General features: G+C 70.6%; 9 protein-coding genes and 1 pseudogene. 3 read left to right on the top strand and 7 right to left on the bottom strand.

Annotation, left to right across the window (positions count from 1 at the left end; all coding sequences use genetic code 11):
* The first annotated feature begins 14 nt into the window (after positions 1-14).
* The 3 genes from IE075_RS11525 to IE075_RS11515 all read left to right on the top strand — a co-directional run bounded on the left by IE075_RS11525 (position 15) and on the right by IE075_RS11515 (position 5717).
* Positions 15-3140, top strand: coding sequence for an efflux RND transporter permease subunit (locus IE075_RS11525; protein ID WP_189456722.1), 3126 nt, complete (start codon positions 15-17; stop codon positions 3138-3140).
* Positions 3141-3205: 65 nt separating this feature from the next.
* Positions 3206-4627, top strand: a complete 1422-nt coding sequence (locus tag IE075_RS11520) for a hydroxysqualene dehydroxylase (RefSeq protein ID WP_189456720.1) — start codon at positions 3206-3208, stop codon at positions 4625-4627.
* Between the two features lie 61 nt (positions 4628-4688).
* Positions 4689-5717: a TrmH family RNA methyltransferase gene (locus IE075_RS11515; RefSeq protein ID WP_189456718.1), complete on the top strand. Its 1029-nt coding sequence runs from the start codon at positions 4689-4691 to the stop codon at positions 5715-5717.
* Between the two features lie 114 nt (positions 5718-5831).
* Here the strand turns inward: IE075_RS11515 and IE075_RS11510 are convergent, their stop codons facing one another.
* From IE075_RS11510 to IE075_RS11480, 7 genes and pseudogenes are all read right to left on the bottom strand, one after another.
* A complete protein-coding gene (locus IE075_RS11510) occupies positions 5832-6860 on the bottom strand; it encodes a PAS domain-containing sensor histidine kinase (protein ID WP_189456717.1) in 1029 nt (342 codons plus the stop codon).
* Positions 6861-7017: 157 nt separating this feature from the next.
* Positions 7018-8196 (bottom strand): methyl-accepting chemotaxis protein, encoded by a 1179-nt coding sequence (locus IE075_RS11505; protein ID WP_189456714.1) that lies wholly within the window; start codon positions 8194-8196, stop codon positions 7018-7020.
* Between the two features lie 127 nt (positions 8197-8323).
* Positions 8324-9397, bottom strand: coding sequence for a protein-glutamate methylesterase/protein-glutamine glutaminase (locus IE075_RS11500; RefSeq protein WP_189456713.1), 1074 nt, complete (start codon positions 9395-9397; stop codon positions 8324-8326).
* The gene (cheD, locus tag IE075_RS11495; protein ID WP_189456711.1) at positions 9397-9987 is read right to left on the bottom strand and encodes a chemoreceptor glutamine deamidase CheD; all 591 of its coding nucleotides are present in this window, start codon (positions 9985-9987) and stop codon (positions 9397-9399) included. Before cheD ends, IE075_RS11500 begins: the two co-directional genes overlap by 1 nt.
* Positions 9984-10847, bottom strand: coding sequence for a CheR family methyltransferase (locus IE075_RS11490; RefSeq protein WP_189456708.1), 864 nt, complete (start codon positions 10845-10847; stop codon positions 9984-9986). Before IE075_RS11490 ends, cheD begins: the two co-directional genes overlap by 4 nt.
* Positions 10840-13020, bottom strand: a complete 2181-nt coding sequence (locus tag IE075_RS11485) for a putative bifunctional diguanylate cyclase/phosphodiesterase (RefSeq protein ID WP_189456706.1) — start codon at positions 13018-13020, stop codon at positions 10840-10842. The genes IE075_RS11490 and IE075_RS11485 overlap by 8 nt, the downstream gene beginning before the upstream one ends.
* 102 nt (positions 13021-13122) lie before the next feature.
* A pseudogene (locus tag IE075_RS11480) lies at positions 13123-13393 on the bottom strand (methyl-accepting chemotaxis protein); the annotation flags it as partial.

Genomic DNA, 13393 nt, shown 5'->3' with positions numbered 1-13393 from the left:
ACGAGGGCGATCCGATGAGCCTGTCCGACATTTCGATCCGCCGCCCGGTCTTCGCGACCGTGATGAGCCTGCTGCTCATCGTGCTCGGCGTGATCGCGTTCACCCGCCTCACGCTGCGCGAGTTGCCCGCGATCGACCCGCCGGTGGTATCGGTCGACGTGAACTACCCCGGCGCGTCGGCATCGGTCGTCGAAACGCGCATCACACAGGTGCTGGAAGACGCGCTAGCGGGCATCGAGGGCATCGAGACGGTGCAGTCGTCCAGCGTCAACGGGCGCGCGTCGGTGACGCTCGAATTCCGGCTCGAACGCGACATCGAAGCAGCCGCGAACGACGTGCGCGACGCGATCAGCAACGTCGCCGACCGCTTGCCGGACGAGGCCGACCCGCCCGAGGTCGAGAAGGCGAACAGCGATTCGGAGACGGTGATCTGGCTCAACATGGCCAGCACCACGATGGACACGCTGCAGCTGTCGGATTACGCCGACCGCTACATCGTCGACCGGCTTTCGAGCATGGACGGCGTGGCGCAGGTGCGCATCGGGGGACAGCAGCGCTACGCGATGCGCGTGTGGCTCGACAGCGCTGCGATGGCCGCGCGCGGCGTGACCACGAACGACATCGAGACTGCGCTGCGCGCCGAGAACGTGGAATTGCCCGCGGGTCGGCTCGAGTCGGAGGACCGCGACTTCACGCTCCGCGTCGAGCGGCAGTATGTGAAGCCTGACGACTTCGCATCCGTGCCGGTGGTGAAGGGCGACGACGGCTACGTGGTGCGGCTCGGCGACGTCGGCCGCGTCGAGCTCGCGTCGGCCGAGCGCCGCGCGTATTACCGCAGCAACGGGCAGCCGAACATTGGCCTCGGCATCATCAAGACCTCGACCGCGAATGCGCTCGACGTCGCCCGCGCCGCGCGCGCGCAGGCCGAGGAGATCCAGAAGACGCTGCCCGAGGGCACGCGCATCTTCGTCGCGTTCGACGACACCGTCTTCATCGACGCGGCGATCAAACGCGTGTACTGGACCCTGCTCGAAGCGGTGGTGCTCGTCGTCGCGGTGATCTGGCTGTTCCTCGGCAGCCTGCGCGCCGCGCTGATCCCGGCGGTCACGGTGCCGGTGTGTTTGATCGCGACGTTCGTGCCGCTGTACCTGTTCGGCTACTCGATCAACCTGCTCACCTTGCTCGCGCTCGTGCTGTCGATCGGCCTCGTCGTCGACGACGCGATCGTCGTGCTCGAGAACATCCAGCGCCGCGCGGACCTCGGTGAACCGCGCCTCGTCGCGTCGCGTCGCGGCACCAAACAGGTCGCGTTCGCCGTCATCGCGACGACGACGGTGCTCATCGCGGTGTTCCTGCCGGTCGGGTTCATGGAAGGCAACGCGGGGCGCTTGTTCCGCGAGCTGTCGGTCGCGCTCGCGGGCGCGGTCGCGATTTCGGCGTTCGTCGCGCTGACGCTCACGCCGATGATGTCGTCCAAGCTCGTGCGCCCGCACAGCGAGGAAAAGGCAACGCGCCTTACGCGCTGGATCAACGGCCGACTCGATGCGCTGTCGCGCGGGTATCGCCGGTCGCTCGATCGCACGGTCGATTTGAAGTGGCTGTTCGGCGCGCTCATGATCGGTGCGCTCGCGCTGAGCTGGGGGCTGTTCAAGCTGATCCCGTCCGAACTGTCGCCAGCCGAAGACCGCGGCGCGTTCTTCGTGTCGATCGTCGGGCCCGAAGGCGCGGGCTTCGATTACACCGTCGGCCAGGTCAAGCAGGTCGAGGACGTGTTCGCGGGACTGGCCGGCGAAGGCAAGGTGATCGAGCGCTACAACACGCGCGTGCCGGGCGGCTGGGGCGCGAGCGAGGAGATGCACACGGGCAACGTGATCGTCTTCCTGCAGGACTGGGACCAGCGCACGCAGACCGCGGACGACGTCGTGAACTCGCTGCGCGGTGAGCTGGGCAAGCTGCCCGGCGTGCGTGCGAACCCGCGCATCCGTTCGGGTCTGGTCGGCGGCGGCGGGCAGCCGCTGCAGATCGTGCTCGGCGGGCCGGAATACGCCGAGATCGCGAAGTGGCGCGATGTGCTCATCGAGCGCATGGAGCAGAACCCGAACCTGTTCTCCGTCGATTCGGACTACAAGGAAACGCGGCCGCAGATGCGGGTGCAGATCGATCGCCAGCGCGCGGCGGACCTCGGCGTGAGCGTGAGCTCGATCGGCCAGGCGCTCGAGACGCTCATGGGCGGGCGGCGCGTGACCACGTTCGTGCGCGAGGGCGAGGAGTACGACGTGATCGTGCAGGCCGGTCGCGAGCGTCGCGGGTCGCCGTCGGACTTGTCCTCGATCCAGGTGCGGGGCCGCGGCGGCGAACTGGTGCCGCTGTCGAACCTCGTGACCCTCACCGAGCTCGCCGAAGCCGGCAGCCTCAACCGCTTCAACCGCATGCGCGCGATCACGGTCAGCGCGGGCATCGCGCCGGGCTACGAGCTCGGCGAGGCGATCGCATGGCTGCAGGGCGTGGTCGACGAAGAGCTGCCGGACCGGGCGCAGGTCGACTGGAAGGGCGAATCGCGCGAGTACCAGAAGGCCGGCAGCGCGGTGCTGCTCACGTTCGCGATGGCGCTGCTGATCATCTACCTCGTGCTCGCCGCGCAGTTCGAAAGCTTCATCCACCCGTTCGTGATCATGCTCACCGTGCCGCTCGCGGTCGTCGGCGCGCTGCTCGGGCTGTGGATCACCGGAGGCACGCTCAACCTGTTCAGCCAGATCGGCATCGTGATGCTCGTCGGCCTCGCGGCGAAGAACGGCATCCTCATCGTCGAGTTCGCGAACCAGCTGCGCGACGAGGGTCGCGAGCTCCGCACGGCGATCATCGAGTCGGCCGGCGTGCGCCTGCGGCCGATCCTCATGACCTCGATCGCGACCGTCGTCGGCGCATTGCCGCTCGTGCTCGCGGGCGGCCCGGGCTCGGCAAGCCGCGCGACGATCGGCGTCGTGGTGATCTTCGGCGTGTCGTTCTCGACGCTGCTGTCGTTGTTCGTCGTGCCCGTGTTCTACACGGTGCTTGCGAAGTACACGCGCTCGCCGGACGCCGTCGCGCACGAGCTCGAGAAACTCGAGGCGTCGACGCCGGAAGTGGGCGGCCACGCCTGATGTCGTAATCGGCCGGCGCGTCCCAGTCGACGCGCCCGCGACGCGGCAGCCCGCAGTCTGGGCGCATGGCCGAGACCGACGTGATCGTCATCGGCGCCGGTGTCGCCGGTCTCGCGTGCGCGCTGGCGCTCGCCGACCGCGGGCTGCGCGTCACCGTACTGGAAGCCGACGCCGTGCCCGGCGGGCGCGCGTGCAGCGTCACCGATGCGACGACGGGCGACCGCGTCGACATCGGCCCGCACATCCTGCTCAGCGAGTACCGGCATTTCCGTGCACTGCTGGAGCGGCTCGGGACAGCGCAGCACGTCGCATGGCAGGGCCGGCGCTTCCTGCTGCTTGCCGACGACCCGCCGCTCGAGATCCGCATCGCGCCGCTGCCCGCGCCGCTGCATCTCGTCCCGAGCCTGCTGCGCGCGAAGCAGGCCGGCACGCGGGACCTGCTGTCGAACCTGCGGCCGTTGTGGCACACGCTGCGGCTGACCGCCGACGACGTGCAGCGTCTCGACGCGATCGACGCGCAATCGTGGCTGCGCGAGCAGGGCGTTACGGCGCACTTCATCGACTGGTTCTGGCGCACCGCGTCGATGACGCTCATGAACGTGCCGCTCGAGCACTGCTCGACGGGCGCGCTGCTGCGGCTGTATCGCTACCTCATGGGCGTGCACGGCTACGAGGTCGGGCTGCCGACGATCGGGCTCGGCGACCTGTTCGCGCCGGCCGCAATTCCCGAACTCCAGCGGCTCGGCAGCGAGGTGCGGCTCAGCACGCGAGTGGAGGAGGTGCTGCTCGACGCCGACGCGGCGCGCGGCGTGCGCCTGGCCGGTGGCGCGACGTTGCACGCGCGGCACGTGATCGCGGCCGTGCCGCCGCAGGCGCTGTTGCCGGTGCTGCCCGAGTGCTGGCGCACGCACGAGCGCTTCTCCGCGCTCGCGTCGGTGGAGCCGAGCCCGTACATCAGCTCGTACCTGTGGTTCGACCGCCCGGTCACGGACGAGCGCTTCTGGTCGCAGCCGTGGTCGACGGACACGCTGCACTACGACTTCTACGACCTGTCGAACATCCGCGAACGCCTGCAGACGCCGGGCTCGCTGATCGCGTGCAACCTGATCTGGAGCAAGCGCGTTGCGGACTGGAGCGACGAGCGGATCATCGCAGCGGCCCGGCGCGAGCTCGAGCGTTTCGCGCCGCGCGCGGCGGACGCGACGCTCGTCCACGCCCGTGTGCACCGCATTGCGATGGCAATCCCCGCGCCGCTGCCCGGCAGCGAGCGCCTGCGCGGATCGCCGGCCACGCCGGTGAGCGGGCTTCATCTGTCGGGCGACTGGCTGGACACCGGGTTGCCGTCGTCGATGGAAAGCGCAGCGCGTGCGGCCGCGCTGACGGCCGAGCGCGTGCTCGCGATCGAGAGCCGGCCGGCGTCGCTGGTGCAGCCGCTGCCGGAGCTGCGCGGGTTCGCGCGCTGGCTCGGCCATCGCCGGCTCGAGTGATGCACAGCGCGCGCGCGGCGCGGCTGTCATCATCATCGCCCCCGCATGCCAGGCTGTTGCGATGAATTCGCCATGGAAACCGCGCCCAGACCGACCGTCGCCGCCGTCGGGCACCGACGAGCCACAGCGGCGTGAGCGGCCTGCGCGCGCGCCTCACGCGGATGCGCCGTCCCAGGACGCTCGCGCACCACGTGGGTCCGCGGACCGCCGTGAGCCGCGTTACGAGCGTGCCGGACACGTGTCCGGGGGAGCGCGCGCGCCGCAACGCGAGCGCGGGCCGCGCAGCGGTGATGCCGGCCGCGTGCCGGCGCGCACCGAACAGACGCACGACGCTGAGACCGCGCCTCCCTCGCGCCGCAACGAGGAGCTGCGCATCTACGGCCTCAACGCGGTGCGTGCGGTGTTCGCACGGCGACCCGAGGCGATCCGCAAGGTCTATCTGGCCGAGGCGCGCATTCCCGCGCTGCAGCCGCTGCTGAAGTGGTGCGTCGCGCAGCGCGTCGGCTACCGCGTCGTCGACGAGCCGGACCTGCAGAAGCTCGCGTCGAGTGCGCACCACGAGGGCGTCGTGGTCGACGTGCTGCGCGCCGAGCCCGCGCCGCTGTCGACGTGGCTGCGGGCGCTGCCCGCCGGCCCGCAGTGCGCACTGTGGCTCGACGGTGTCGGCAATCCGCATAACTTCGGCGCGATCCTGCGCTCGGCCGCGCACTTCGGCGTTGCCGCGGTGCTGCTGCCGAAGGATTCGCCGCTCGCGTTGTCGGGCGCCGCCGCGCGCGTCGCTGAGGGCGGCGCCGAGGCCGTGCCGCTGGTGCGCCTGGGCCGCAGTGACAACGCGATGGCGCAGCTGCGCGGCGAAGGCTTTGCGCTCGCGGCGACGGTCGTCGAAGGCGGCGCGAACGTGTTCACCGCAGCACTGCCGCCGCGGGTGGTCTACGTGCTCGGGGCCGAAGGCGAGGGCATGGACCGCGACTTCGCGACGCAGTGCGATCTGCGCGTGTCGATCCCGGGCACCGGCGTGGTCGAGAGCCTCAACGTCGCAGCGGCGACGGCCGTGTTGCTCGCCGGCTGGGCGAAGGGCCGCGCCGCGTAACCGTTCGACCGTCGCGAAAACCGCGACACGACAGCACCGGGCAGTCGATTTCGACATCCACGGGCGTTTGACCCATCCGGGGGCGGTGCTCCCCCGCCGCGCGGCAGCGTTGGATCAGCCGTCGTGGAACGGCACCTCGGCGCGCACGTGCGTGCCGCGACCGGGCGCGCTGTCGATGCACAGCCGTCCCCCGAGCTGCTGCGCGCGTTCGTGCATGGTGACCAGGCCCAGCCCCGAGCCGGCGCCGAGCGCGAAGCCGCGGCCGTCGTCGTCCACGTCGAGCACCAGCTCGTGATCGCGCACGGCGAGCGTGAGCTCGACGCGTCGTGCCTGCGCATGGCGCAGCGCGTTCGTCAGCGCCTCCTGTGCGATGCGAAAGCACGCGAGCTCGGCCGCGGGCGAGGGGCGCTCGCTGAGCGGTTGGATCGACAGCTCCAGGCGCGGCGCGCCGTTGCGGAACATCGCGCCGGCCTGCCAGCGCAGCGCGGCCTCCAGGCCGAGTGCGTCGAGTTGGGGCGGCCGCAGCAGCAGCGAGAGGTCGCGGACTTTCGCGAGCGTCTGGTCGGTCGCGCCCACAATCTCGGCCACGATGTCCGCGCGCCGGCCGGCGTCGACTTCGTCGCGCAACGCGAGGGCGGCGAGCTTGATCGCGGTGACCTGCTGGCCGATGTCGTCGTGCAGCTCCCGCGACAGCGTGCGTCGTTCGTCCTCCTGCACGCTCAGCATGCGCCGCGCCATCGCCTGCAGGCGCTCCTGCTGCTCTTCCAGCTTCTCGCGGATGCGCTCGCTCTCGGTGACGTCGCAGACGAGCAGCAGCGTGAGGTCACGTGCGCCGATGCGCAGGCGGCGCGCGCGGACTTCAGCGAGAAACGCACGGCCGTCGGCGCGTCGCAGTTCGATGCGGCTGCTCGGGTCGCCGTCGGATGCAGGTGCCGGCGGCGGAGCGCTTGCGCCATCGAAGAGTGCATCGACCCGCAGGCCATCGATGCGGTCTGCGTCAAGGCCGAACTGCGCGGCGCCGTGTGCGTTGATCGCGCGGACGCGGTCGTCGTCGGTGAGCACCACGCCCATCGGCAGCGCGTCTGCAAACGCGATCAGCTGGCGTTCGCAGTCGTCGTGATCGGGCCGGTCGGGTTCGGGCATGCACACAGTGTGGCGTGCGCAGCGTGAGGGCGCGATGGCCGGTTCGGCGGACGCGCCGCGCCGCCGCCGGTTGATGTGCCCGAGCCCCGGAACGCCGCATAAAAAAACCGCGCCCCTTGCAGGGCGCGGCGGGTGGACACGGCGGTCGGGCTGGGGGTCAGAACAGCTCGACGCTGCCGGCGTCCATGGACTGCTGCATCACCGGCTTGTGCGGCGGGCGGACCCAGTCGCTGCGGAGCTGGTCGATGCGCTGGCCGAGGCGGTTGAGGGCCTGCAGGCGCTCGTTCTCGACCATGTCGGTGCGCTGCAGCAGTTCCTGCAGGGCGCTGGCTTCGCGGTTGATCGATTGCAGGCGATCGAGGTGGACCGTCGCGGCGCCGAGCGCCTGGGTCGCGATGTCCTCGAACTGCAGCGAACGCACGGCTTCGGCGACCGAGGTGTCGATCATGCGGCTGCAATCGGAGATCTCGCGCATGCCGTTGCCGAGGCCGCGGTTGATGCCTTCGACGCGTTCGAGCATCGCAGCGGCTTCGACGCGGGCGCCGCGTGAGCGGTCGAGGTCGCGGGAGGCCATCTGCACGACGGTTTCGCGGACGCGGGAGATCGAATCCTTCGAGCTGTGTGCGAGCTTGCGGATCTGCTCGTTGAACGCGGTGCTGCGCTCGGAGAGGTTGCGCACCTCGTCGGCGACGACGGCGAAGCCGCGACCTGCCTCACCGGCGCGCGCCGCTTCGATCGCAGCGTTGAGCGCAAGCAGGTTGGTCTGGTCGGCGATCGACTTGACGTCTTCGAGCAGCGCGAAGATGCCGTCGAGGTGCACCGCCATCGCGTCGATGTGGGTCACGGTCACGTTGCTCTGGCCGGCCACGTCCTCGAGCGCCTCGACGAGCTGCTCCATCTTCTGGCTGGCCTGCAGCGCGAACTGCGAGACGTCCATGCCGCCGCCGTTGCCGCCGTCGGTGCGGTCGACGATGCGCGCGACGATCTGGCTCTGCTGGCGCGACTGGCGGTTCACCGCCTCGAAGCTGCCGCCGAGCTTGGACACCGACTCGCGGATCAGGTCACGGGTGCGGTCGATTTCGCCGCGCGAACCCTGAACCTCGGCGCCGACGTAGTTGCGCAGCTCTTCGAGCAGGCGGTTCTGCTCGGCGAGCACCGCCGTGTTGCGGCCGGCACCCGGGCGCGAGACCTGCCACGCGAACACGAGCCACGCGGCCGTCATCGCGACGAGCGCGCCCCAGCGCACGGCGGCGGGCCAGTCCATCGCCATCGCGAGGATCAGCAGGAGGGTCATGGCGAGCGGGGGGGCCATGCGGATCAGGGTGCGAGGGTCCATCGTCGATCTCGTCGAGGTGTTCATGTGAGAGGTATCGGCGAACACGTCAGGGGCTTGAGGGGCAAGGCGCAACCGCGATCACACTGTGAGCCGCGGATTGCGGTGCGGATGCACGGGGTATAAGCGGTCAGGCTGCAACGGGCTCGAGCGTGCTCGATAGCAACGCGGTGCCGACGCGGCCCAGCGGCAGCACCTCGCCGGCGCCGCCGAGCGCGACCGCCGCGCCCGGCATGCCCCACACCACGCTGCTCGCCTGGTCCTGCGCAAACGTCGGCGCGCCGATCTTGCGCAGTGCACACAGCCCCCGCGCGCCGTCGTCGCCCATGCCGGTCAGCAGGGCCGCGCTGACCATGCCCTTCGCGGACTCGACCAGCGAATCGAACATCACGTCGACGCTCGGGCGGTGCAGGCGCACCGGCAGGTCATCGCCGATGCGGCAGCGCCAGCCGCGACCGTGGCGCTCGATGCGCAGGTGGCGCCCGCCGGGTGCGACGTAGGCATGGCCGATCTGCAGCGCATCGCCGTCCTGCGCTTCGTGCACCGTCAGCCGCGTGCTGCGGTCGAGGCGCTGCGCGAACGCACCGCTGAAGGTGGCGGGGATGTGCTGCACGATCACTGTCGGCGGCGCATCGGCGGGGAACGTCTCGAGCACCATGCGGATCGCCTCGGTGCCGCCCGTGGACGCCCCGATCGCGATCACTCGGCGTTCGTTGCGGTAGGTGGCCGCGGCCGGCGCCGGCGCGGCCGGTGCCGGCGCGTCGGAGAGCGCCGCGACCTGCGCGGTGGCAGCGGCCTTGACCTTCTCGACGAGCATGACGCCGTATTCGCCGAGGCCGTTCGTCGGGTGCGCGCAGGGCTTGGGCACGAAGTCGACCGCGCCCGCGGCGAGCGCGTCGAGCGTGGCCTGTGCACCAGCCTGCGTCAGCGTCGACACCATGACCACCGGCATCGGCCGCAGGCGCATGAGGTTGCGCAGGAACGTGATCCCGTCCATGCGCGGCATCTCGATGTCGAGTGTGAGCACGTCCGGCGAGAGCTGCTTGATCTTGTCGCGCGCGATAAAGGGATCCGCCGCGGTGCCGACGACCTCGATCGCGGGGTCGGCCTCGAGCAGCTCGGTGATGAGGCGGCGCAGCAGGGGGGAATCGTCCACCACGAGCACGCGGATCTTGCGGCTCGCGGGCGCAGTCACAGTGTTCATCAGAAAAGCTCCACGCCGCCGCTGGTGGGCACACCGGTCAGGCGGCTTCGGTAATCGCGCTCGACATCGGCCACTTCGCGCTCGCGGGTGGCGGGCAGGCGGCGCACGAGCGTGCGTCCGCTCTGCGCAAAGAAGCAGACCTTGCGCGGGAAGATGTCGCCCAGGTCCTGAGCCACGAGGGGAATCTGTTCGGCGTCGAGGTAATCGAGCACGAACTCGGCATTGCGCGTGCCGATCGGGTCCTGGAACCCGCGCAGCACGTTGCCGCCGCCGAAGACTTTGGCCTGCAGGCGCGAGCGTCGTGCGCCGCGCTTGAGCAGGCCATTGATGAGCAGCTCCATCGCGTTGGCGCCATAGCGCGCGCTGACATCGCCCGCGCTGCCGCTGTCGGGCAGCATGAAATGGTTCATGCCCCCGACCGCGAGCCCCGCGTCGTACAGGCAGGCCGCGACGCACGAGCCGAGCAGGGTGACGATCGCCACTGGGCGGTCGGTGACCACGTAATCGGCCGGGAGCAGCTTGATCGCGCGCGTGTGCAGCGCGGCGTCGTAGTACTCGCCGGGCAGGTGCGCCACGACCGCCGCGTTCAACGCGGATCCCCGGCGCGCAGCGCGCGGTAGGCGGTGCGGCCGCACGGACGGACGACGTCGGCGGCATGGCCGAAGCTTTCCGAGTGGCCTGCGTAGAACACGCCGTCGGTCGCGAGCAGCGGCGCGATGCGGCGCAGCACCTCGTGCTGCGTCGGCTTGTCGAAATAGATCATCACGTTGCGACAGAACACCGCGAGCAGCCCGCCGCGCACACCGTAGTCGTCACCGAGCAGGTTCAGTGCGCGGAACTCGATGAGCGCCTGCAGCTCGGGCTTGACGCGCACGAGCCCGGCGTTCGGGCCGGTCCCGCGCTGGAAGAACGCGCGTTGGCGCTGCGGCGACAGCGACGAGATGCGCTCGAACGGGTACACGCCGCGCGCGGCGGTCTCCAGAACGCCGGTGTCGATGTCGGTCGCGAGGATGCGCACCGGCGGCGTCAGCGTGCCGAACGTCTCGCAGGCGGTGATCGCGATCGAGTACGGCTCTTCGCCCGTAGAGGCCGCGCAGCACCAGATCGAATGGGGTCCCGGGCCGGCGCCCCGCAGCAGCGTCGAGAACGCATCGAAATGATGCTCCTCGCGGAAAAACGAAGTGAGGTTGGTCGTCAACGCGTTGACGAACGGCTGGTCCTCGTCGTCGGGGTTCTGCTCGACGAGATCGAGGTACTCCGAGAAGCGCTGCAGGCCGAGCGCACGGATTCGCCGCGCGAGACGGCTGTAGACCATGTCGCGCTTGCTCGGACCGAGGTGAATGCCCGCGCGCTCGCGGATCATGCGGCACACGCGTGCGAAGTCGCGGTCGTCAAAGACGAACGCACGGTCATCGCGCACGGCGGCGTGGGTGTCGAGCGCCTCAGTCATTGTGGTTGCCTCGGTACATCTCGACCCAGGCATTGAAATCGGCCAGCGGCAGCGCGCGCGAGTACAGGAAGCCCTGGGCCTCGTCGCACCCGAGCTCGCGAAGCATCTCCGCCTGCGCCGCGGTCTCCACGCCCTCGGCGATCACGCGCAGGTTGAAGTTGCGCGCGATCAGCAGGATCGACCGCACGATGGCCGCATCGCCGCGATTTGCAAGCACGTCGCGCACGAACGAGCGGTCGATCTTGACGCGGTCCACGGGCAGGCGCTGCAACATCGACAGTGAGGCGTAGCCGGTGCCGAAGTCGTCGTACGCGACGCGGATGCCGCGTGCACGCAGGCTCGCGAGCGCGCTTGCGGCGATGCCATCGTCGCGCAGCGCGATCGTTTCGGTGAGTTCGAGCTCAAGGCGCGCGGGCGGGAGGCCCGTGCTGGCGAGCGCGTAGTCGACTTCGCCGAGCAGGCGCTCGTCGTCGAGCTGCACGGGGAACAGGTTGATGCCGACCGCGAGCTTGCGTCCGTCGATCACCGGCCAGGTCATCGCATCGCGGCAGGCGCGCTCGAGGATCCAGCGGCCGACCGTGGCGTTGACCGAGCTGTTCGCGAGCGCGTCGATGAACTTGTCCGGCGAGAGCAGGCCGCGCTCGGGGTGGCGCCAGCGCAGCAGCGCTTCAGCGCCGGTCGGGCGGCCACTGAACAGGTCGATCTGGGGCTGGTAATGCAGTTCGAACTCTTCCTCGTCGCAGGCGCGGCGCAGCTCCAGGTCGAGGCGGCGGCGGTCGTGTGCCTCGACGCGCATGTCCGGCTCGAACCGGCTCAGGCGGCGTCCCCCGCTGCGTTTGGCGTGCTGCATCGCGAGGTCGGCGCGTGCAACCAGCTCGCCGCTTTCCATGTTCGGCTCGTCGCACATCGCCACGCCAATGCTGGCTTCGATGTGCACGAGGTTGTGGTCGACCTCGCACGGACGGGCAAGGTCGGCGAGCACCGCACGCAAGTGGCGCTGGATCGCGTCCTGTTCGGTGCCCGGGTAGACCAGTGCGAACTCGTCGCCGCCGAAGCGGGCCAGGCGCGCGCTCGGCGGCAGGCTGAACTGCAGGCGGCAGGCGACGAGCTGCAACACCGCGTCGCCGATCGTGTGGCCGAGCGTGTCGTTGACGGTGCGGAAGTGGTCGAGGCCGAGCAGCGCAACGCCGAGCGGGCGCACCCGGTCGCGCAGGAAGGTGTCGAGCACGGCGAGCAGCGAGCCGCGGCGCGGCAGACCGGTCAGTTCGTCGTTCGGCGAGACGTTGAGGCGGTGGCGCAGCAGGCGGCGCTCGGTGACGTCGCGCAGGATCAGCGCCATGCCCGGCTCGCCGCCGGTCACCCACGCGCAGCGCACGGCTTCGAGTGTGCGCAGGTCGCCGTGGCGCGTGCGGATGCGCAGATCGTGCGAGGTCTGCGGCAACGCAAGGCCAGGGGAGCCGTCGCGCAGCCACTGCCCGGCGTTCTCCGGGTGGGCCTGCAGTTCGTCGGGAAACAGCTCCGCGACGCGAGTGCCTGCGCATAGTGGATGGCCGAAGATCACGTCGGCGGCGGGGTTGGCGAACGTCACGGCGCCGCATCCATCGACGACGATGACGCCGCTGAAATCCGCGTGCGCGATCTGCTCGGCGATGCGCGTGGTGCGCTCGAGGCGGCGGCGCTCGAGCAGGCCGGCGCAGATCCGCGCCAGACGCTGCATCAGCGCCTGGGCCGGTGCGCGCACGCCGCCCGGGCGCGGGCGCGGGTCGCCGACGAGCAGCACGCCCGCCGGGCGGCCCTCGGCGCCGGCGATCGACAGTGCATACGCGAAGCGCAGCGCCGGTGCAGCGCGGACGAGCGGATCGGGCGCGCAGTGCGGGTCGGCCGCGGCGTCGCAGACGAGGCGCTCGGGGTGTGTGCTGTCGAGGCCGATGAACAGCGGCTGCGAAGACGAGACCGGCATGGAGCCGAGGCCGCGCTCGGCGAGCACGAGCAGGCTCTCGCCTTCATGCGCGATGAGCGCCGCGACCGGAGCGTCGAGCACCTGCATCGCCATCGCGACCACGTCGCCGAAGCCGTCGCCACGGACTGCATCGAGCAGCGCGGCGGGGTCAGGCGTAGTGAACGACTCGGCAAGGTCGCTCGCGGCGGTCGGTAAGGTCAGCTGCAACGGCATGGCGTCGTTCGCTCTTCAAAAAGGCTGCGCAGGCGCGGTGGGCGCGCTGCGCAGCGGGTCACACGGATGAAGCCAGGCGCGGGGCGCTCCGATGCCGGGGCATCAGAACTCCTGCCAGTCGTGGTCGTTGCTGTTGCCGTTGCTTGCGAACACCGGGGCGGCCGGCGCAGCCGCGCGCTTGCGCGGTGCCGGTGCCGGTGCCGGTGCGGCCGGGGCCGGCTTGCGGGCCGGAGCCGCCTTGCCTGCCGTCTTGGCCACGGTCGGGGCCGCGGCCTGCGCCTGCTGCGCGAGGCGGAACACCGCCACCGTCTGCACCAACTGCTCGGCCTGCTGCTCGAGCGCTCGCGCTGAAGCCGAAGCCTCTTCGACGAGC

Source organism: Cognatilysobacter bugurensis (assembly GCF_014652095.1).
GTDB classification, from domain to species: domain Bacteria; phylum Pseudomonadota; class Gammaproteobacteria; order Xanthomonadales; family Xanthomonadaceae; genus Cognatilysobacter; species Cognatilysobacter bugurensis.
This window is presented reverse-complemented; position numbering and strand designations above follow the sequence as displayed.

Bases quoted from the DNA above. Each gene is read 5' to 3' on its own strand.
- IE075_RS11525 (WP_189456722.1), top strand. From the start codon at position 15: ATGAGCCTGTCCGACATTTCGATCCGCCGCCCGGTCTTCGCGACCGTG.
- IE075_RS11520 (WP_189456720.1), top strand. From the start codon at position 3,206: ATGGCCGAGACCGACGTGATCGTCATCGGCGCCGGTGTCGCCGGTCTC.
- IE075_RS11515 (WP_189456718.1), top strand. From the start codon at position 4,689: ATGAATTCGCCATGGAAACCGCGCCCAGACCGACCGTCGCCGCCGTCG.
- IE075_RS11510 (WP_189456717.1), bottom strand. From the start codon at position 6,860: ATGCCCGAACCCGACCGGCCCGATCACGACGACTGCGAACGCCAGCTG.
- IE075_RS11505 (WP_189456714.1), bottom strand. From the start codon at position 8,196: ATGGACCCTCGCACCCTGATCCGCATGGCCCCCCCGCTCGCCATGACC.
- IE075_RS11500 (WP_189456713.1), bottom strand. From the start codon at position 9,397: ATGAACACTGTGACTGCGCCCGCGAGCCGCAAGATCCGCGTGCTCGTG.
- IE075_RS11490 (WP_189456708.1), bottom strand. From the start codon at position 10,847: ATGACTGAGGCGCTCGACACCCACGCCGCCGTGCGCGATGACCGTGCG.
- IE075_RS11485 (WP_189456706.1), bottom strand. From the start codon at position 13,020: ATGCCGTTGCAGCTGACCTTACCGACCGCCGCGAGCGACCTTGCCGAG.